The sequence below is a fragment of the Microbacterium oryzae genome (genome assembly GCF_009735645.1).
GTDB lineage: Bacteria > Actinomycetota > Actinomycetes > Actinomycetales > Microbacteriaceae > Microbacterium > Microbacterium oryzae.
This window is the reverse complement of the sequence record NZ_CP032550.1, coordinates 1,495,914-1,514,291: the sequence shown is the minus strand read 5'-3', so window position 1 is coordinate 1,514,291 and position 18,378 is coordinate 1,495,914. Positions and strand designations below refer to the sequence as shown.

The 18,378-nt window shown below is 71.8% G+C and carries 19 protein-coding genes; 14 read left to right on the top strand and 5 right to left on the bottom strand.

Going from position 1 to position 18,378, the window contains the following annotated elements:
- Positions 1-17 precede the first annotated feature (17 nt).
- Positions 18-1,028, top strand: coding sequence for a glycerophosphodiester phosphodiesterase family protein (locus tag D7D94_RS07045; protein WP_156241940.1), 1,011 nt, complete (start codon positions 18-20; stop codon positions 1,026-1,028).
- On the opposite strand, the gene D7D94_RS07040 is transcribed toward D7D94_RS07045, so the two are convergent.
- On the bottom strand, positions 1,021-1,683 hold the full coding sequence (locus tag D7D94_RS07040; protein WP_173024247.1) for a GntR family transcriptional regulator: 663 nt from the start codon (positions 1,681-1,683) through the stop codon (positions 1,021-1,023). The genes D7D94_RS07045 and D7D94_RS07040 overlap by 8 nt on opposite strands.
- A gap of 58 nt (positions 1,684-1,741) precedes the next feature.
- Positions 1,742-2,392, bottom strand: coding sequence for a GntR family transcriptional regulator (locus tag D7D94_RS07035; RefSeq protein ID WP_156241938.1), 651 nt, complete (start codon positions 2,390-2,392; stop codon positions 1,742-1,744).
- A gap of 134 nt (positions 2,393-2,526) precedes the next feature.
- Here D7D94_RS07035 and D7D94_RS07030 point away from each other — a divergent pair, with 134 nt between their 5' ends.
- Both D7D94_RS07030 and D7D94_RS07025 read left to right on the top strand, forming a co-directional pair.
- Positions 2,527-4,908, top strand: coding sequence for an ATP-dependent helicase (locus D7D94_RS07030; protein ID WP_156241937.1), 2,382 nt, complete (start codon positions 2,527-2,529; stop codon positions 4,906-4,908).
- A 2-nt stretch (positions 4,909-4,910) separates the two neighbouring features.
- The gene (locus D7D94_RS07025) at positions 4,911-6,098 is read left to right on the top strand and encodes an MFS transporter (RefSeq protein ID WP_216648698.1); all 1,188 of its coding nucleotides are present in this window, start codon (positions 4,911-4,913) and stop codon (positions 6,096-6,098) included.
- Between the two features lie 2 nt (positions 6,099-6,100).
- Here D7D94_RS07025 and D7D94_RS07020 read toward each other — a convergent pair whose 3' ends face one another.
- Positions 6,101-6,760 carry an amino acid deaminase gene (locus D7D94_RS07020; protein ID WP_156241936.1) on the bottom strand — a complete coding sequence of 220 codons (660 nt, stop codon included), beginning with the start codon at positions 6,758-6,760 and terminating at the stop codon, positions 6,101-6,103.
- Positions 6,761-6,805: 45 nt separating this feature from the next.
- On the opposite strand from D7D94_RS07020, the gene D7D94_RS07015 reads away from it, so the two are divergent.
- The 7 genes from D7D94_RS07015 to D7D94_RS06985 are packed head-to-tail and all read left to right on the top strand — an operon-like array spanning position 6,806 to position 12,996.
- Positions 6,806-7,498 (top strand): HAD family hydrolase, encoded by a 693-nt coding sequence (locus tag D7D94_RS07015; RefSeq protein WP_216648697.1) that lies wholly within the window; start codon positions 6,806-6,808, stop codon positions 7,496-7,498.
- 9 nt (positions 7,499-7,507) lie between these two features.
- Positions 7,508-8,473, top strand: coding sequence for a phosphate/phosphite/phosphonate ABC transporter substrate-binding protein (locus D7D94_RS07010; RefSeq protein ID WP_156241935.1), 966 nt, complete (start codon positions 7,508-7,510; stop codon positions 8,471-8,473).
- On the top strand, positions 8,473-9,303 hold the full coding sequence (gene phnC, locus D7D94_RS07005; RefSeq protein WP_156241934.1) for a phosphonate ABC transporter ATP-binding protein: 831 nt from the start codon (positions 8,473-8,475) through the stop codon (positions 9,301-9,303). The genes D7D94_RS07010 and phnC overlap by 1 nt, the downstream gene beginning before the upstream one ends.
- Entirely contained in the window at positions 9,300-10,106 is an 807-nt protein-coding gene (phnE, locus tag D7D94_RS07000) for a phosphonate ABC transporter, permease protein PhnE (RefSeq protein WP_156241933.1), read from the top strand. Before phnC ends, phnE (D7D94_RS07000) begins: the two co-directional genes overlap by 4 nt.
- Positions 10,103-10,930, top strand: coding sequence for a phosphonate ABC transporter, permease protein PhnE (phnE, locus tag D7D94_RS06995; RefSeq protein WP_156241932.1), 828 nt, complete (start codon positions 10,103-10,105; stop codon positions 10,928-10,930). Before phnE (D7D94_RS07000) ends, phnE (D7D94_RS06995) begins: the two co-directional genes overlap by 4 nt.
- Complete coding sequence (locus D7D94_RS06990; protein ID WP_246171898.1) at positions 10,923-11,792, top strand: MurR/RpiR family transcriptional regulator; 870 nt, start codon at positions 10,923-10,925, stop codon at positions 11,790-11,792. The genes phnE (D7D94_RS06995) and D7D94_RS06990 overlap by 8 nt, the downstream gene beginning before the upstream one ends.
- Positions 11,793-11,841: 49 nt before the next feature.
- The gene (locus D7D94_RS06985; protein WP_156241931.1) at positions 11,842-12,996 is read left to right on the top strand and encodes an SseB family protein; all 1,155 of its coding nucleotides are present in this window, start codon (positions 11,842-11,844) and stop codon (positions 12,994-12,996) included.
- Between the two features lie 422 nt (positions 12,997-13,418).
- Here D7D94_RS06985 and rsgA read toward each other — a convergent pair whose 3' ends face one another.
- Entirely contained in the window at positions 13,419-14,471 is a 1,053-nt protein-coding gene (gene rsgA, locus D7D94_RS06980) for a ribosome small subunit-dependent GTPase A (protein WP_156241930.1), read from the bottom strand.
- On the bottom strand, positions 14,468-15,823 hold the full coding sequence (aroA, locus tag D7D94_RS06975; protein ID WP_156241929.1) for a 3-phosphoshikimate 1-carboxyvinyltransferase: 1,356 nt from the start codon (positions 15,821-15,823) through the stop codon (positions 14,468-14,470). Before aroA ends, rsgA begins: the two co-directional genes overlap by 4 nt.
- 120 nt (positions 15,824-15,943) lie before the next feature.
- Between aroA and D7D94_RS06970 the strand changes: the two genes are divergently transcribed.
- The 4 genes from D7D94_RS06970 to D7D94_RS06955 all read left to right on the top strand — a co-directional run bounded on the left by D7D94_RS06970 (position 15,944) and on the right by D7D94_RS06955 (position 18,331).
- Positions 15,944-16,543: a sigma-70 family RNA polymerase sigma factor gene (locus D7D94_RS06970; protein ID WP_156241928.1), complete on the top strand. Its 600-nt coding sequence runs from the start codon at positions 15,944-15,946 to the stop codon at positions 16,541-16,543.
- Positions 16,540-16,791: a zf-HC2 domain-containing protein gene (locus D7D94_RS06965; protein WP_156241927.1), complete on the top strand. Its 252-nt coding sequence runs from the start codon at positions 16,540-16,542 to the stop codon at positions 16,789-16,791. The genes D7D94_RS06970 and D7D94_RS06965 overlap by 4 nt, the downstream gene beginning before the upstream one ends.
- 102 nt (positions 16,792-16,893) lie before the next feature.
- Positions 16,894-18,081 (top strand): inorganic phosphate transporter, encoded by a 1,188-nt coding sequence (locus D7D94_RS06960; protein WP_216648696.1) that lies wholly within the window; start codon positions 16,894-16,896, stop codon positions 18,079-18,081.
- 4 nt (positions 18,082-18,085) lie between these two features.
- Entirely contained in the window at positions 18,086-18,331 is a 246-nt protein-coding gene (locus D7D94_RS06955) for a hypothetical protein (protein WP_156241926.1), read from the top strand.
- The last annotated feature ends 47 nt before the right edge of the window (positions 18,332-18,378 follow it).

The following is an 18,378-nucleotide window of genomic DNA, read 5'->3' as shown; positions in this document are numbered from 1 at the left end:
GAAACTAGCCTGCTGAGATGCCCCGTCACCACCCGCTCGTCATCGGCCACCGCGGTGCCCCCGGGTACCGCCCCGAGCACTCCCGCTCGTCGTACGCGCTCGCGCTCGCGATGGGGGTCGACGCCGTCGAGCCGGATGTGGTCGCCACCCGCGATGGCGTGCTCGTCGTGCGCCACGAGAACGAGATCTCCGGGACCACCGACGTCGCCGACCATCCGGAGTTCGCCGATCGACGCACCGAGAAGACGGTCGACGGGCAGCGAATGGCCGGCTGGTTCACCGAGGACTTCACCTGGGACGAGCTTGCCACGCTCCGCACCCGCGAGCGCATCCCGGCGATTCGCCCGGCGAGCGCGAGCTTCGACGACGCGGAGCCCATCCTGCGGCTGACGGACCTGCTCGACCTCGTCCGCGACGCGTCGCTCGAGCACGGCCGCGAGATCGGCGTCGTGCTCGAGATCAAGCACGCGACGTACTTCGCGGGTCTCGGCATTGACCTCGCGGCGCTCGTCGAGCGCGACCTGCGCGAGAGCGGATGGCCCGGGTCGGGCCTTCCACTCATCGTCGAGTCGTTCGAGGGGACGGTTCTCGAGCAGGTTCGGGAGCGGGGCGTCGCGGCGACGTTCATCCATCTCATCGAGGCGGACGGCGCCCCGGCCGATCTCGTCGCGCGCGACGGCGCCGCCGCGCGGACGTATGCCGAGATCGTGAGCCCGGCGGGGCTCGACGCCCTCGTCGGGGTCGTGGACGGCATCAGCGTGGACAAGAAGATGGTGCTCGACCCGGATGGCGCGGGTCGCGCGCGGGGGCCGGCTCGCCTGGTGGCCGACGCGCGGGAGCGCGGCCTGCTGATCTACGCGTGGACATGCCGGCCGGAGAATGCGTTCCTGCTGCCAGAGTTCGGCGGCGCCGGCGGGCGCTCGGCGTTCGGCGACTACCGTGCGGAGTGGGAGCTCCTGCGCGAGCTCGACGGCGTCTTCGTCGACCATCCCGATCTGGGAATGGACGTCTTCCGACCGGTCACGTGAGAGCGTGGCCGAATGTGGGCCGGAACATGCGTCGCAGCGCGCGGTCGGCTCGGCGAGGATCGCCGTCGTCCACCGCGCGGGCGACCTCGGCCGCGCACGCGCCGATGACGCTCGGTGGATTGAGGAGCGGCATCTCACCGCGCATGCTGCGCTGGACCTCGCGGCCTGCCCGGTCGTACGACGTGCGCAGGAAGGGATTGCCCGTCCGTGCGACCATCTCGTCGAAGAGGTCGAAGGTGACGGCGTACACGGCCTCGGCGGTGGCCCCCGGACGCGTGCAGACCAGCGCGGCCCGGCGCAGCCGCGCCGACAGGTCCGCGCGTTCGGCGGCGTCCATCTTCGGCAGTGCGAGCTGCATGGCGATGCCGATCTCGAGCCCCACGCACTCCATCGCCGTCTGGAAGCGGTTCGGCGTGGGCTCCGTCACCCGGTAGAAGCGCGCGCGCGTCTCGCGGACGAGCCCGTGCTGCTCGAGCTCGCGCAGCGCCACGCGCACGAGGATGCGCGGAATGCCGAGCTCGACCGCGAGTCGCGCATCGCGGATGCGCGCCCCCGGCGGCAGATCACCCGACCGGATGGCATCGGCGACGTGATCGATCGCGCGGAACAGCTCGGCGTGCTCGACGACACGCACCTGCCCAGAAGAACGCTCCATGGCAGACCCCCCTGCAGAGAAGCTAGCGCTCCAAGACGGAAGCGCCAAGCATGTGACGTCAGGGCTGCGGCGTGACCGCGTCGAACAGATCGAGGATGATCTGCTCGGCGCGCACACCCTCGCCATCCTGGATGGCCGCACGCAGGTCGTCGAAGAGAGCCGCGGAGGCCTCGTCGACGGCGATCGCGAAGTCGCCCTGTCCGATGTTGCGCTCCAGGGCGAAGCGCGCCTCGCCGGTCAGCGAGCGGAACACGGGGTTCTCCGTCTGGTCGACGAGGAACATGAACGACGCGAAGTAGCGCTCGCAGGCGCGGTCGCGGTCGCCCGCGGTCAGCGCCGTGCGGAGCTCGTCGAGCAGCGCGAGCGCGCGCTCGCGTGCGTCGTCGTCCATCCGCTCCGCCGCCATCCGAGCGGCGACGCCGGTCTGGTAGCGCGCGAACTCGATGGACGCGGCCACCATCTCGGGCGTGATCTCGGTGACGCGCGTGAAGCGGCTCGCGGACATCTCGATGAGGCCCTCGCGCTCCAGACGCTGCAGAGCCTCCCGCACGGGCATGCGGGAGACGCCGAGGCTCTCGGCGATATCGAGGTCGCGGATCCGCTCGCCGGGTGCGAGAGAGCCGTCGACGATCGCCGCGGCGATCCGGTCGTACACAGCGTCACCGAGTCGGGCCGGTGACAGGTCGAGCTTTCCGATGAAATTCGGCATCGCAACCTCCCAGAGTCGATGCGAACGGATGAACACTACCGTCACAACCTGCGGATTGTTGCTCTGAAGCCCGGCTGTGGGGGATATCCATAGATCCGGCGTTGTCAGGGGGCCGATCTACACTCGAAACCGACATGACAGACGCGCTCTTCTCCCTCTCCGCCGCCCCCGACGACGACCTGCTGAAGGGGCTCAACCCGCCTCAGCGCGAGGCCGTCGAATACCGCGGTCCGGCGCTGCTCATCGTCGCGGGCGCCGGCTCGGGAAAGACCCGCGTGCTCACCCATCGCATCGCGTCGCTGCTGCGCAATCGGGAGGCGTGGCCGAGCCAGATCCTCGCGATCACGTTCACGAACAAGGCGGCCGGTGAGATGCGCGAGCGCGTCGAGCAGATCGTCGGCGACAGCGCGCGCGGCATGTGGATCGCGACCTTCCACTCCGCCTGCGTGCGGATCCTCCGCCGCGAGGCCGACCAGTTCGGGTTCACCAAGGCGTTCACCATCTACGACTCGGGCGATTCCCGCGCGCTGCTCAAGCGCATCGTGCGCGAACGGGAGGCCGACGCGCTGGGGCTCACGCCCGCCGGCGTGCAGTCGCGCATCTCCAAGCTCAAGAACGAGCTCGCCGACGCGGAGTCGTACGCGCGCGACGCGAACATGAGCGACCCCGCCGAGCGGAAGTTCGTGGAGATCTTCGGCGACTACCAGCGGGCCCTGCAGAAGGCGAACGCCTTCGACTTCGACGACCTCATCGCGCAGACCGTGTTCCTCTTCCGCGCGTTCCCGCACGTCGCCGACGTGTACCGGAAGCGCTTCCGGCACATCCTCGTCGACGAATACCAGGACACCAACCACGCGCAGTACCAGCTCATCCGCGAGCTGACCAAGCCGGTGCAGACGGAGATCTCCTCCGGCGGCGCGGCCGTGCTCATCCCCGAGGCCGACGGCGCCTCGCTGACGGTCGTCGGCGACTCGGATCAGTCCATCTACGCGTTCCGAGGCGCGGACATCCGGAACATCACCGAGTTCGAGCGCGACTTCCCAGGGGCGAAGGTCGTGCTGCTCGAGCAGAACTACCGCTCGAGCCAGAACATCCTCGACGCGGCGAACTCCGTCATCCGCAACAACTTCGACCGCAAGGACAAGCGGCTGTGGAGCGACCAGGGCGAGGGCGACAAGATCGTCGGCTTCACCGGGTACTCGCAGCACGACGAGGCGCAGTTCGTCGCGGATGAGATCGAGAAGCTGCGTCGCTCGGGCATGGACTACCAGCAGATGGCGGTCTTCTACCGGACGAACTCGCAGTCGCGCGCGCTGGAGGAGATCTTCATCCGCGCGGCCGTGCCCTACAAGATCATGGGTGGCACGAAGTTCTACGATCGCGCGGAGATCAAGGACGCCCTCGCGTACCTCGTCGCGGTGGCGAACCCCGCCGACGAGATGGCGGTGCGCCGCATCCTCAACCGCCCCAAGCGCGGCATCGGCGACGTGACCGAGACGACGATCGCGCGCTTCGCCGCCGACAACGGCATGAGCTTCCGCGACGCCCTCGCCCACCCGGCCGAGATGGGCCTCGGGCCGAAGCTGCAGAAGGCCATCGCGCAGCTCGACGAGGTGCTGCGTGCGGCGAGCGAGATCCTGCAGCCGGCGTCGGGGGAGCAGCCGCCGTCGACCTCCGTGACGGAGGCGCTGCGGGTGCTCCTCAACGACAGCGGCTACTACGACGCGCTGCGCCGCAGCCGCGACCCGCAGGACGAGGCGCGCGTGGAGAACCTCGACGAGCTCGTCGCCGTCACCCGCGAGTTCGCGCGCAACAACCCCGAGGGCACGATCGTCGACTTCCTCACCGAGGTCGCGCTCGTCGCCGACACCGACGACCTCGACGACGAGTCGGGCTCGGTGTCGCTCATGACGCTGCACACGGCGAAGGGCCTCGAATTCGACGCGGTGTTCCTCACCGGCGTCGAGGAGGACCTCATCCCGCACCGGATCTCGGCCAACGAGCCGGGCGGGCCGCAGGAGGAGCGCCGGCTGTTCTACGTCGGCATCACCCGTGCGCGGAAGCGGCTCTACGTGTCGCTGGCGATGACCCGCGCGCAGTTCGGCGAGGTCACCGCCGCGATGCCGAGCCGGTTCCTGCAGGAGATCCCCGCCCTGCTCATCGACTGGAAGCAGTCGCCCGGCGACGTGAACTCGCGCGGCGGCTCGCAGTCGCGCGCGCTCAACGCCCGCCGGCCGCAGAACGACCGCTGGGGTGTGAAGCCGCTGGCGCCCGGCAGCGGGCTAAAGCCGAAGTCGACGGCTATGGACCGGTTCCCGGGCCTCGTGACGAACAAGGTGCGCGACAACGGCGACCTCGAGGTCGCCGCGGGCGATCGCATCCGCCACGAGGACTTCGGCGAGGGCACGATCGACGTGGTCACGGGGGAGGGCGCCAAGCGCGTGGCGCACGTGCGCTTCGACACGGTGGGGGCCAAGAAGCTCCTCATCAAGGTCGCGCCGATCACGAAGATCTGAGGATGGCCGACGTCGCCGCCCGCGCGCCGGCGAAGGCCTGGCGCATGCTCGTGCTGGGCGTGCTCGCGCAGGCCGCCGGGACGATGCTCGTCAGCACGCCCGCGTACCTCATCCCGCTGCTGCACCTCGAGCGGGGCCTGACGCTCGCGCAGGCCGGGCTCGTCGCGGCCGCGCCCACCGCGGGGATGGTCGCGACGCTCGTCGTGTGGGGGCACCTCGCCGACCGCCGTGGGGAGCGCGGCGTCATCGCGGTCGGGCTCGTGCTCACCGCGCTTCTCGCCGCGGCGGCGGCCGCCGCCTCCGGGCTGGTCCTGCTCGGGCTGCTCCTCGCGCTCGCGGGCGGGGCATCGGCGAGCGTCAACTCGGCCAGCGGCCGGATCGTCGTCGGCTGGTTCCCGAAGGAGCGTCGGGGGCTCGCCATGGGCATCCGCCAGATGTCGCAGCCCCTCGGTGTCGCCGCCGCGGCGATCGTCGTGCCGCCGCTCGCCGCGGCGCACGGCATCGCGGCGCCGCTCATCGCGGCCGCCGTCGCGACCGGGGTGTGCGCCGTCCTCTGCGCGGTGGGCATCGAGAACCCGCCGCGCGCGACGTCGGCCGAGGTCGCCGCCGCCGTGAGCCCGTATCGGCGCAGCGGCTTCCTGCTGCGCATCCACACGGTGTCCGCGCTGCTCGTCGTGCCGCAGTTCCTGCTGTCGACATTCGGCATGGTGTGGCTCATCGCGGGGCTCGGGTGGAATGCCGCGGCAGCCGGCGCGCTCATCGCGGCGTCGCAGTTCATCGGCGCGTTCGGCCGCATCGCCGTCGGCGCGCTGAGCGACCGCGTCGGCAGCCGGGCACGCGTGCTGCGCTGGGTCGCGCTGAGCGGCATCGCGGTGATGGCGCTGCTGGCCGTGGTCGCCGCACTCGCCTGGAGCCCCGCCGCGGCCGTCGTGCTCGTGATCGCCACCTCGGTGACCGTGGCCGACAACGGCCTCGCCTTCACGTCGGTCGCCGAGGCGGCGGGGTCGGGCTGGGCGGGGAAGGCCCTCGGCGTGCAGAACACGGGGCAGTTCATCGTGGCCTCGGCCGTCGGCCCGCTCATGGGCGCGCTCATCACGGCGGTCGGCTATCCGCTCGCGTTCGCGCTGGCCGCGCTCGCGCCGCTCGTGTCGCTGCCGCTCATCCCGCGCGACGACGAGCACGCAGCCTGACCTCAGCCGCTCAGCACGCCGTTCCAGCGGACGCGCGCCCCGCGGTCGAACTCGCGCCGGAGGTCGTCGATCCGGCCCGAGTAGGGAAAGGCCGTGACGATGCGAAGCCGGCCCGCCTCGTGCAGGCCGTAGCAGAGGGCCGCCGGTCCCGCCGAGTCCGCGCGCACCACGCCCGTCACCCCGGTGGCCGCACCGGGCAGATCCTCCCGGTGCGCGAGGAGGAGGTCCGCTCCGTCGGCGGCGGCGTGCTCGAGGACCGGTGAGACGGCCGCCGTCACACGCGCGAGCAGGGTCCCCGGGTGCGCTGCCGGCACGAAAGCGTCACGGGGCAGGCCCAGCGCTGTCGCGAGGTCACCGCCGAGCCAGCGCTCCCGCTTGAGGCCGTAGGGAGTGGGCACCTCCGAGAGCAGATACCCGTACACGTGCCACAGGCCCGCGTTGCCCACCGGGAAGCCGTCGGGCAGCCCCGCCGCCGCCGACAGCAGACGGGCGGTCGCGACGGGCAGGACGGGAGCGCCGACGTTCTCGTCCACGAGCGTGGAGTGCGCCCACCCGGCGAACCGCTCTGCCGCGCGGTCCTCCGCGATGTCGGCGAGGAGGACGTCGAGCAGACGACCGTCGTCGTTCACCATCCCGTCACCCTTCGTGGTCTTTCTGTCCATGCGAGCTCCTTAGCTTGGACGCATCGTCCGGCAGTGAGGGAAAGTGTGACACAGAGCATTCTCGTCTTCGACTTCGACGGCACCGTCGCGCTGGGCGACGGGCCGGTGTGCTCCTACGCGCGGCACATCGTCGCGCGCGACAGCGCCGTCTCGTACGAGGACCTCATCAGCGACCTGGAGCGGCCGGCGGGAGCGCTCGACGGGTACGACCTCGTCGCGCGCCGGGCGCGTGCGGCGGGCGCGGACGCGTCGACGCTGGACGCCGCCTACCTGGCCAGCCGCGCGCAGCTGGCCACTCCCGAGAGCCCTGTCTGCGCACCGCGCGGCCTCGATGTCTTCCTCGCGGCGCTGCGCGGGCGCGCCCGCCGCGTGCTCGCGACCAACGCCCCGGCCATCCGGATCGACGAGGCGCTCGCCGCGCTGGGGCTCGCCGACGTGTTCGACGAGGTCCTGACCGACGTGGGCAAGCCGGCCGGCATGAGCGGTTACCTCGACGGTCTGCCCGCCGGCGCACGCGTGCTGAGCATCGGCGACATCTGGGTGAACGATCTCGCCCCCGCGCACCAGCGCGGGCACGCCACCGCGCTCGTGGGGACCGCGGATGTCCCCGCCACCGCAGCCCCCGATCACCGCGCCGCCGGCGTCGCCGATCTCTACGAAGTCATCGAGGCCTGGGTCGACGCCGCCCACGACCTCGCCCGCACCCCATCCCTCCCGTCGTCCCCCCACCACCCCTGAAGGAGCATCATGCGCACCCCCACCCGCCTCGCTTCGGCCCTCGCGGCTGCCTCCGTCACCGCCCTGGCGCTGGCCGGCTGCGCCTCCGAGGCCGGCCCCGCCGACGCCGCGGCGGAGCCGGAGGAGATCACCCTCGCCCTCGTCCCCTCCCAGGACCAGGACGGCCTCGTCGAGACCGCCGCCCCCATCACTGACTACCTCACGGAGGAGCTCGGGATGACCGTCCGGGGCGTCGTCTCCAAGGATTACCAGGCGGCCGTCGAGGCGATCGGCGCCGGGCAGGCGCAGATCGGCTTCCTGCCCTCGCTGCAGCTCTGGCAGGCCAACGACATGTACGGCGCAGAGGTGGTCCTCCAGACCGAGCGCAACGGCAACATCACCTATCCCGCGCAGTTCATGACCAACGATCCCGACACCTACTGCGACGACGAGCCGGTCGAGCGCGACGGGATGCTGTTCTGCAACGGCGCCGACGCGATGACCGGCCCCGCCGGACTGGACAGCGTCGAGAAGGTGAAGGGGGCGAAGGTCGCCGTCCTCGGCCCGGGCTCGCCCGCCGGGTACATCTACCCGATGCTCGCCCTGCAGGAAGCCGGGCTCGACATCGACACCGACATCGAGCAGGTCCCGGTGACCGCAAACGATGCCTCCGTGCTCGCCGTCTACAACGGCGACGCCGAGGTCGGCTTCAGCTTCTGGGACGCCCGCTCGATCGTCACCGACGTCCCCGACATCGGCGAGAAGGTCGTCGTGTTCGCCCTCACCGAGGAGATCCCGAATGACGGCGTCGCGCTGTCGGAGGAGCTCTCGCCCGAGCTGCGGGAGCGCATCACGCAGGCGCTTCTGGACTTCGCGGGCACGCCGGAGGGACAGGAGGCGCTGACGAGCGTCTACAGCATCACCGACCTCGCGCCGGCCGATCCCGCCTCGCTCGACGTCGTGGCGCGCGCGGCCGACGCGCTCGGCCTGCAGTGATGACAGGGCTCGTCGAGAGCGCCGCCGCCGGATCCTCGGATTCGGCGGCGGCGCCCTGGGGCATCGATCTCGAGGGCGTGAGCGTCCGCTACCCGAACGGCACGGTCGGCCTCGACGACGTGACGCTGCGGATCGCCGCGGGGGAGATGGTGGCGATCGTCGGCCTGTCCGGTTCGGGGAAATCGACCCTCATCCGCACCGTGAACGGCCTCGTGCCGGTGACCTCCGGCACGGTCTCCGTCGGCAGGCGCCGGGTGGACGGGGCGCGCTCTGCGGAGCTGCGACGCCTGCGCGGCAGCATCGGGATGGTGTTCCAGGGGTTCAATCTCGCCGGAAGAGCCAGCGTGCAGAGCAACGTGCTCGTCGGCCGGCTCAGCCGGACGAGCACGCTGCGCACGCTGCTGGGATGGTACGGCGCCGACGACCGCGAGCTCGCCTACCGCGCGCTGCACCGGGTGGGCATGCTCGAGAAGCTCCACCATCGCGCGGACGCGCTGTCGGGAGGCCAGCAGCAGCGGGTGGCCATCGCGCGCGTGCTCGCGCAGGAGCCCCGCGTCGTCCTGGCCGACGAGCCGGTGGCCAGCCTCGATCCGCCCACCGCTCACGCCGTGATGCAGGACCTGGCCGACATCAACCGCGACCTCGGCATCACGGTGCTCGTGAACCTCCACGTGCTGGACCTCGCCCGGCGGTACGGCGTGCGGCTCATCGGCATGCGCGCGGGGCGCGTCGTGTACGACGGTCCGGCCGCGCAGGCCGGCGACGACGTGTTCGAGCGCATCTACGACCGCCCCATCCTCGGCGGCGACCGGATCGGCGAGGGCCGGTGAGCGCGCCGCCGCGGGCGTTCGTCCTGCCGCCGCGGCCGCGCGGACGAGGGCGGCGCATCGCCGCGCTCGCGGCCGTCGTCGCGATCACGGTGGTGACGATGCTCCCGGGCATCGGGGTCGACTTCGACATCGCGGCGATCGCCCGCAACTGGCGGAACGCGGCCGATAAGGTGGCCCTCCTCCTCGTGCCGGACTGGAGCATCCTTCCGCGGACGGTCGCCCCGCTCCTCGAGACGCTGCAGATGGCGGTCATCGCCACGGCGATCGGCGCGACGGTGTCGCTCCCGCTCGTGTTCCTCGCCGCCCGGACGACGAATCCGCACCCCTGGCTGCGCGGGGCCGTGCGGGCCGCGCTCAACGTCGTGCGCGCCGTCCCCGACCTGCTGTACGCGGCCGTGCTCGTCGCCATGGTCGGCGTGGGGGCACTGCCCGGCATCATCGCGCTGGTCCTGTTCAACGTCGGGATCATCGTCAAGCTCGTCTCCGAGGCCGTCGAGGCGAATCCGACCGGACCGCTCGAGGCGGGGACGGCCGTCGGCGGATGGCGCGCGCAGATCATCCGGACCATGGCGCTCCCCGACGCGTGGCCGGCGTTCCTCAATCAGACGCTGTACACGCTCGAGCTCAACGTCCGCGCGTCCAGCGTGCTGGGTCTCGTCGGAGCCGGCGGGATGGGCCTGCTCATCGATGCCGTGCGCACCTTCTACCGGTACGACCAGCTCTCGCTGATCATCCTCGAGATCCTGCTCATCGTCCTCCTCCTCGAGGGTGCGAGCGCCCTGGCCCGAAAGCGACTCGTATGACCGCCCTCCTCACCGCCTCCCGCCGCGTCGTCGATCCGCCCCGCCCCCCAGCGCACCCGGTGCGGGCCATCGTCATCGGCGTCGTCACCGTGACGGTCGTCGTCGCGTTCTGGTCGGTGCAGATCCCCTGGGATCGGCTCGGCGACCTTCCCGCCCAGATCCTGCGCTACCTGTGGCTGATGTTCCACGACCCGAACTGGGCCAAGCTCCCCGACGCGCTGCGGCAGACCTGGAACAGCCTCGCGATGGCATGGGTGGGCACCGTCCTCGGGGCGCTGCTGGCGTTCCCGCTGTCGTTCCTCGCCGCGCGGGGGATCGGCCCCGCCTGGCTGCGGGCGCCGCTGCGCGGGCTCTTCGCGCTCATCCGCGCCGTGCCCGAGATCATCATCGCCATCGTCATCCTCTCGGTCACCGGGCTCACGCCGCTCACCGGGGCCCTCGCTCTCGCGGTCAACGGGATCGGGACGCTCGGCAAGTGGGGCTACGAGGCGATCGAGGCCGCTCCGCGCGGCGCGGCCGAGGCCGCGCGGGCAGCCGGCGGTTCGACCGCCCAGGTCGTGCGGTGGGGCGTGTGGCCGGAGGTCTCGGCGGACTTCCTCTCATTCTGGCTGTACCGCTTCGAGATCAACGTGCGATCGAGTGCGGTGCTCGGTCTCATCGGCGTGGGCGGGATCGGCGACATGCTCACGAGCTACACCCAGTACCGCGACTGGTCGACGGTCGGCGTGCTCCTCATCGTGGTGGTCGTCGTTACGATGGCCGTCGACGCGCTGTCGGCGACCATCCGCCGTCGCCTCACCGAAGGGGCCTTCCGACGTGACTGAGCCAGGCGCCCCCGTGGTGGGGCCCACCACCCGAATCGCCGCGCAGCGGAAGATGCTCGGTGCGGCGGATCTCCGGATCGCGGAGGTCCTCGTCGAGCGCGCCGCCGACGTCGTGGAGATGACCGCGCAGCAGCTGGCCGACGTCGTCGGGGTGGGGCGCAGCAGCGTGGTGCGGCTGTGTCAGGCGCTCGGCTATCGGGGCTTCCCGCAGCTGCGGGTCGCCCTCGCCGCCGAACTCGCGCAACGCCGCGAGGAGATGACGGAGGAGACCGGAACCGGCGCCCTCGGAGCCATGCAGCGCGGCGTCGCCCGGGTGGCACGGCTGGTGCCCGAGCTCACGAGCCTGCTGGATGCGGCGCGCCTCGACTCCGCCGTGGCGGCCGTCGTCGACGCGCGGCGGCTCGTCGTCGTGGCGTCGGGGCTGTCCGGCCCCCTCGGAGTCGATCTCGCGCTGCGGCTGACGGCCCAGGGGCGGGTCGCGGAGTATCAGCCCGACGCGCTGGCGCAGCTCATCGTCGCGCGCGGTCTGGGGGCGGGCGACGCCGTCGTGGCGATCAGCGCCAGCGGGTCGAGCCGCGACACGGTCGCGGCGGCCGACGCCGCCGCGCGCGCCGGCGCGCACGTCGTCGCCATCACCTCGTTCCACGGCACCGCGCTCGCCCGGGTCAGCGACGACGTGCTGCTCGTGGCAGGAGGGGCGAGCTTCCGCGAGGAGCTCGAGCAGACCTCCCGCGTCGCGCATGCGATCTTCCTCGAGGCGCTCGTCATGGCCATCGGCGAGCGTCTGGGGGCACGGGGCGCGCGGGCGCGGGCGCGCGCGTTCGAGGCCATCAGCGAGTACCTCGCGGATGAGCCGGAATGAGCGGCGGGGAGGCGCCGCTCCCCGGGTGATCGCCCCGTAGGCTGGGCGCATGGGCCTGTTCTCGAAGAAGAAGAAGACCGACCCCACGGCGGAGGAGGCGACCTCGACCCCCGTCGAAGGATCGGGGGCCGCTGCGGCGGCCGCTGAGCAGCCCGCCGAGGCTTCGACCGACAGCGCGCCCGAGGTCGGCATCTCGTTCTCCGCCTTCCGTGGCGTCGGCTCGTCGGGCCCGCAGGTCGCGCCCCCGTCGGAGGAGCAGCCGTCCGCCGAGTCGGCGTCCGCCCCCGCTCAGCCCCAGCCATCCGCCCCCGCCGCGCCGTCGGCCGCGCCCCAGCAGCGGCCATCCGCCCCGCAGCCGACGCCCGCCGCGCGACCCGAGCTGCCGAAGGCGCCCGCCGCGCCGCCCACCGTTCTCGAGACGGTTCCCGGGCTGCGCGACAACGCGCTGCTGCGCGACGCGCTCGCCGCGCTGCCGGAGAAGCCGACGGGCGCGCAGGTGCTCGGCGTGCTGCGGCAGATGCTGCAGGGGCACGTGTTCCTGCGCGTGAAGGGCGACGCGCGCCAGCAGATCTCCGAGGGCAAGCCGGTGACATTCGGCATCGCGCGCGTCGGCGACCAGAACTTCATGGTCGCGTTCAGCTCGGGCAGGGCGCTGCGCGAGGCCGTGCAGAGCGACGGCGACGCCGAGACGTCCGCGGTCGCGCAGCCGGTGTCGGCGCTGCTGCAGCAGCTGCTGAAGGCCGACTTCGGCGGGATCATCATCGACAACAACTCCGCGCCGCGCCGCGTCGTGCTGCCGCGCGACATCGTCGAGCAGGCGATGACGCAGGCCGACCCGGAGTTCCGGCTCAAGGCGCTGCTGGCCGCACCGCGCGAGGCCGACACCCCGCACAAGGTCGCCGCGCTGCTGGCCGAGGCCCCGCCGCTGTGGGTCGCCGTCGGCGCGCTCGCCGAGGACGACAAGAAGATGGGGATCGCCGAGGCACGTCTGGCGGACGGCACACGGCTCGTGCAGCTCCATTCGCACCCGCTCGAGGTCGTCGCGCAGGGTCGCGGCGAGAAGGCGCTGCCGATCCAGGTGCCGAAGCTCGCGAAGATGCTGCGCGATCACGAGGAGCTCGGCGGCGTGCTCATCGATCCGGCGGGTCCGCTGATGACCCTGACGCGCGAGGAGCTCGCGCCGGTGCTCGCCCTGCCGGAGTGACTCGGGCGGCGCTGCCGAGCCGGGCTCACGGTCCCGGTTCGGTGGTGCGGTTCTGGCGTTATGAGCCGGGATTCGGCGAGTTCGGCACTGCCGAGTCGCAGGGTGCTTCGTTCGGTGGTGCGGTTGTGTCGTTCTGGGCCTTGAATCGGCCAGTTCGGCACCATCGAGTTTCGTGCGGGCTCGTTCGGTGGTGCGGTTGTGTCGTTCTGGGCCTTGAATCGGCGCGTTCGGCTCCATCGAGTCCGGGGTGGCTCGCTCAGTGGTGCCGTTCTGCGGTTATGCCTCCACAGCCCGATTCGCCAGTGCGGGCGACACGCTTTCAGCCCGCGAACCGCGTCGCCCGCACTGGCGAGCCGCAAACCCCGCGAGACGCAGGACCCCGCGAACCGCAGAACCCCGAGCGACGCAACCCCGGCGCGGGCTCAGTACTCCGGGCGCCCCGCGAACGTCTCCAGCAGGCGCTGCAGCGAGTCCAGGCGGCCGGCGGGCAGGGTTCCCGCGGCGACGGCCTCGTTCAGCGCGCAGTCGGGGGCGTCCGGGAGGTGCGTGCACCCGCGCGGGCACTCCTCGGCCACCGCGTCGAGGTCGGGGTACGCCCGCAGGATGTTCGCGGGGTCCACGTGCCCGAGCCCGAACGAGCGGACGCCCGGGGTGTCGATGACCCAGCCCCGGCCATCCGCGCCCTGATAGCGCAGCGAGACGGTCGACGACGACGTGTGGCGCCCGCGACCGGTGACGAGGTTCACGTGCCCCGTCGCACGACCCGCGGTCGGCACCAGCGCGTTCACGAGCGTCGACTTGCCGACGCCCGAGTGCCCCACGAACACGGTCGAGTGCCCGACGAGCGCGCGGCCGATCTCGTCGATCGGGGTCTCGTCGCGCGCGCTGCGGAAGACCCGCAGGTCGGGCAGTCCGTCGAAGTGCTCGAGGAAGGCCGAGGGGTCGGCGAGGTCGGTCTTCGTCACGACGAGCAGGGGGCGGATGCCCGCGTCGAGCGCCGCGACGAGGTAGCGGTCCACGAGACGGGGGCGGGGCTCCGGGTCGGCCGCCGCAACGACGACGAGCATCTGGTCGGCGTTGGCCACGACCACGCGCTCGACCTGGTCGGTGTCGTCGGCGCTCCGGCGGAGGAGCGACGTGCGCTCCTCGATGCCGACGATGCGCCCGAGCGTGCCCTCCTGGCCCGACGTGTCGCCCACGACGCGCGCGCGGTCGCCCGTGACGATCGGCGTGCGCCGCAGCTCTCGCGCGCGGGCGGCGGTCGACTCGTGCTCGTCGGGGCCGTCCTCGTCCACGAGCACGGTGTAGCGGCCGCGGTCCACCCCCAGCACGCGCGCGATGCGGGCGTCGTCGTGCGCGGGCCGCCGCTTCGTGCGCGGCCGGTTGCCCTTCGGGTTCGGCCGCACCCGGATGCTGGACTCGTCGAACTCGTCGAACTCGTCGTCGAGATCGTCGGCGTCGTCGAGCCAGCTCACGCGGAGGTGCTCCGGGGCCCGCGCAGCATGCCCTCCCACAGCTGGACGAACTCGGGCAGCGTCTTCGCGGTGGTGCCGATATCGTCGACGACGACCCCGGGCGTCCGGATGCCGATGAGCGCGCCGGTCGTCGCCATGCGGTGGTCGTGGAACGCGCGCCACGTGCCGCCGGTCAGCTCGCGCGGGATGATGCGGATGCCGTCGGGCAGCTCCTCGGCCTCGCCGCCGACCGCGCGCAGGTTCGCCGCGAGCGCCGCGAGACGGTCGGTCTCGTGGCCGCGGATGTGCGCGATGCCGCGGAAGGTGGATGGCCCGTCGGCGCAGGCGGCGAGGCCCACGAGTGTGGGGGTGAGCTCGCTCACGCCCGACAGGTCGAGGTCGACCCCCTGGATGGCCTTGCCCGCGGAGACGGTCAGGTTACCGGAGCGTCGGCTGACGCGTGCGCCCATCGCCGCGAGGATCTCGGTGAGGTGCGCACCCGGCTGGGTGGAGTGCGCCGGCCATCCGGTGACCGTGACGTGGCCGCCCGCGATGAGCGCGGCGCCCAGGAACGGCGCGGCGTTCGACAGGTCCGGCTCGATCGCGATGTCCTTCGCGCGCACGGGTCCGGCCGGCACGATCCACTCGTCGTGGCCGGAGCGCTCGACGAGCACGCCGCGCCGCGCGAGCGACTCGATGGTCATGTCGATGTGCGGCACGCTGGGCAGGCGCGCGCCGACGTGGCGCAGGCGCAGGCCCACGTCGAAGCGGGGCGCTGCCAGCAGCAGCCCCGAGACGAACTGGCTCGACGCCGATGCGTCGATGTCGATCTCGCCGCCGCGCAGGTGCCCGTGGCCGTGCACGCGGAACGGCAGCGACCAGTGGCCGCCGTCGTCGATGTCGACGCCGAGGTCGCGGAGGGCCTTGATCATGCCGCCCATCGGGCGGTGCAGCGCGCTCTCGTGCGCGGTGACGTACACGTCGCCGTTCGCGAGGCCCGCCAGCGGCGCGATGAAGCGCATGACGGTGCCGGCCTGACCGGAGTCGATGGTGCCGCCGCCGCGCAGGGGAGCGGCGGGCGTCACGTGCAGGTCGGGGCCGAACGGGCTGTCGCCGTCGACCTCCTCGATCTCCACGCCGAGGGCGCCGAGCGCCTCGATCATGCGACGCGAGTCGTCGGAGTGCAGCGGCCGGTGCAGCGTGCTCGGCCCCTCCGCGATCGCCGCGAGCACGAGCTCTCGGTTCGTGAGCGACTTCGATCCGGGAACGGCCAGCGTCGCACTCAGGGCGCGTTCGGCTGTGGGAGCCCGATAGGCGCCCTGCGGTCTTTTCGCGGCATCGCTGCCGTCGAGGGAATACCCACGCGCAGTCATCGCGTTCCACCCTACTGAATGCACGAGAGGAGTCGAATGAACGCCACCCTTGCGGATCCGCGCGTCGCGGAGGATCATGCGCCCGACGAGCTCGCCTCCTCGCGCCTAGACTCTCCGATCATGAGCGACGCACAGTCTTCCCCGGTCGACGCGCGCACGCAGTTCGAAGAGCAGGCGCTCCCCTTCATGGACCAGCTCTACGGTGCGGCGATGCGGATGACCCGGAATCCGCCCGACGCGGCCGACCTCGTCCAGGAGACCTTCGTCAAGGCGTTCGCGTCGTGGTCGTCCTTCACCCAGGGCACGAACCTCAAGGCGTGGCTGTACCGGATCCTGACGAACACCTACATCAACACCTATCGCAAGAAGCAGCGCGAGCCGTACCAGGGGACGATCGACGATCTCCAGGACTGGCAGCTCGGCGGCGCGGAGTCCACCACCGCGATGAGCAGCCGGTCCGCCGAGGCCGAGGCCATCGACCGGATGCCGGCCTCCGTCGTGAAGGACGCGCTGCAGTCCATCCCCGACGACTTCCGGATGGCGGTGTACCTCGCCGACGTCGAGGGCTTCGCCTACCAGGAGATCGCCGACATCATGAAGACCCCCATCGGCACCGTCATGAGCCGCCTGCACCGGGGCCGGCGACTGCTGCGCGGACTGCTGACCGACTACGCGGCCGAGCGAGGCATCTCGGCCGCCGAGACAGGAGCGAAGAAATGACCGACTGCGGCTGCGAGAAGGCCCGACAGGACCTCGAGGCGTACCTCCGGGGCGCCGTGGAGCTGTGCCACACCCAGCACACGGAGATCAAGGAGCACATCGAGGGCTGCCCGGCATGTCAGGACGAGGTGCTCGTCGAGAACACGCTGACCGAGGCAATCCAGCGCTCGTGCCGCGAGGAGGTCGCCCCCGAGAAGCTGCGCGACCAGGTCCTCGCGAAGCTGCGCGCCGCGCACAGCGTCGCCTGATCAGACCCCGAGACCACGCTTGATCCGACCCCGAGCCGGCGTCTGATCCGACCCTGAGACCGCGGCGCCGAGCACCCAGTCGCGGGGTGGACAATAGACGACGTGGAAGAGCTCTTCGTCCTCCTGCTGGTGGTCGTCACCGCCCTGGCATTCGACTTCACCAACGGGTTCCACGACACGGGCAACGCGATGGCCACGTCCATCGCGACCGGGGCTCTCCGGCCGAAGGTCGCGGTCGCGCTGTCGGCGGTGCTGAACCTCGTCGGCGCGTTCCTGTCGATCGAGGTCGCGAAGACCGTCGGGGGAGACGTCGTCGACCTGAACCAGGCGCAGGGCGAGGAGCTGATGCTCATCGTCTTCTGCGGACTGGTCGGCGCGATCATCTGGAATCTCGTGACGTGGCTCTTCGGCCTGCCGTCGTCCTCGAGCCACGCGCTCTTCGGGGGTCTCGTCGGATCCGCGCTGGTGTGGGGCGTCGCCAACGGCGTGAACGGCGTCGTCTGGGGCGGCATCATCGGCAAGGTCCTCATCCCCGCCGTGCTCTCGCCGGTCGTCGCGGCTCTCGTCGCGGGCGTCGGCACCTGGCTCGTGTACCGGATCACGCGCCGCTCGCCCGAGCGCCGCACCGAGCGCGGCTTCCGCTGGGGCCAGATCGGGTCGGCGTCGCTCGTCTCGCTCGCGCACGGCACCAACGACGCGCAGAAGACGATGGGCGTGATCTTCCTCGCGCTCATCGCCTACGGCGCGGTGAACCCCGAGGACGACGTGCCGTTCTGGGTGAAGCTCACCTGCGCGCTCGCGATCGCGCTCGGCACCTACCTCGGCGGATGGCGCATCATCCGCACCCTGGGCAAGGGGCTCGTCGAGCTGTCGGCGCCGCAGGGGCTCGCCGCGGAGACCTCGAGCGCGGCGATCATCCTCACCTCCAGCCACCTCGGGCTGCCGCTGTCGACCACGCACGTCGCCACGGGCTCGATCCTCGGCACCGGACTCGGCCGCAAGGGCGCGGAGGTCCGCTGGAAGCTGGCGGGTCGGATGGCCGTGGCCTGGGTGGTCACGCTGCCGGCGGCCGCGCTCGTGGGCGGCGCGTGCTGGTGGCTCGGCAGCGCCTTCGACGGGCTCGGCGGCATCTTCATCGTGCTGGGGCTGCTCATCGCCCTGTCGATCTTCATGTTCCTGCGCTCGCGTCGCGACGAGGTGTCGCACCACAACGTCAACGACGCGTGGAAGAAGGACGCCGCCACCCTCGACACCGCGAACATCACCAGCGTCGTGAAGGTCAGGCGGTAACGGCATGCACATCGACGTCGCCGCGATCTCCGCGGCCCTCCTGCAGGTCGTCATCGCCGGTCTGATCCTCGGCGCGGGTCTGCCCGCCCTCTTCGCCCTCGGCACCCGGCTCCTCGCGGGCACAGAGGAGCACCCCGAGGTCTCCTCCCGTGCGCGAGCGGGTGCCTGGATCTGCTTCGCGCTCTGCGCGGTGGCGGCGGTGTTCGGCATCGTCATCATCGTCTTCGGCAAGGTGATCTTCGGAGCCTGAGCGGGCCATCCGACCCGCCGGTGAACACCTGGCAACCGACCCGCCCA

What these genes read in the sequence shown, in the direction of transcription:
- D7D94_RS06970 (WP_156241928.1), top strand. Translation starts at nt 15,944, where the DNA reads ATGAGCGACGCACAGTCTTCCCCGGTCGACGCGCGCACGCAGTTCGAA.
- D7D94_RS07030 (WP_156241937.1), top strand. Translation starts at nt 2,527, where the DNA reads ATGACAGACGCGCTCTTCTCCCTCTCCGCCGCCCCCGACGACGACCTG.
- phnE (WP_156241932.1), top strand. Translation starts at nt 10,103, where the DNA reads ATGACCGCCCTCCTCACCGCCTCCCGCCGCGTCGTCGATCCGCCCCGC.
- aroA (WP_156241929.1), bottom strand. Translation starts at nt 15,823, where the DNA reads ATGACTGCGCGTGGGTATTCCCTCGACGGCAGCGATGCCGCGAAAAGA.
- D7D94_RS07020 (WP_156241936.1), bottom strand. Translation starts at nt 6,760, where the DNA reads ATGGACAGAAAGACCACGAAGGGTGACGGGATGGTGAACGACGACGGT.
- D7D94_RS07040 (WP_173024247.1), bottom strand. Translation starts at nt 1,683, where the DNA reads ATGGAGCGTTCTTCTGGGCAGGTGCGTGTCGTCGAGCACGCCGAGCTG.
- D7D94_RS06985 (WP_156241931.1), top strand. Translation starts at nt 11,842, where the DNA reads ATGGGCCTGTTCTCGAAGAAGAAGAAGACCGACCCCACGGCGGAGGAG.
- D7D94_RS06955 (WP_156241926.1), top strand. Translation starts at nt 18,086, where the DNA reads ATGCACATCGACGTCGCCGCGATCTCCGCGGCCCTCCTGCAGGTCGTC.
- D7D94_RS06965 (WP_156241927.1), top strand. Translation starts at nt 16,540, where the DNA reads ATGACCGACTGCGGCTGCGAGAAGGCCCGACAGGACCTCGAGGCGTAC.
- phnC (WP_156241934.1), top strand. Translation starts at nt 8,473, where the DNA reads ATGACAGGGCTCGTCGAGAGCGCCGCCGCCGGATCCTCGGATTCGGCG.
- D7D94_RS07035 (WP_156241938.1), bottom strand. Translation starts at nt 2,392, where the DNA reads ATGCCGAATTTCATCGGAAAGCTCGACCTGTCACCGGCCCGACTCGGT.
- D7D94_RS07010 (WP_156241935.1), top strand. Translation starts at nt 7,508, where the DNA reads ATGCGCACCCCCACCCGCCTCGCTTCGGCCCTCGCGGCTGCCTCCGTC.
- D7D94_RS07045 (WP_156241940.1), top strand. Translation starts at nt 18, where the DNA reads ATGCCCCGTCACCACCCGCTCGTCATCGGCCACCGCGGTGCCCCCGGG.
- D7D94_RS07025 (WP_216648698.1), top strand. Translation starts at nt 4,911, where the DNA reads ATGGCCGACGTCGCCGCCCGCGCGCCGGCGAAGGCCTGGCGCATGCTC.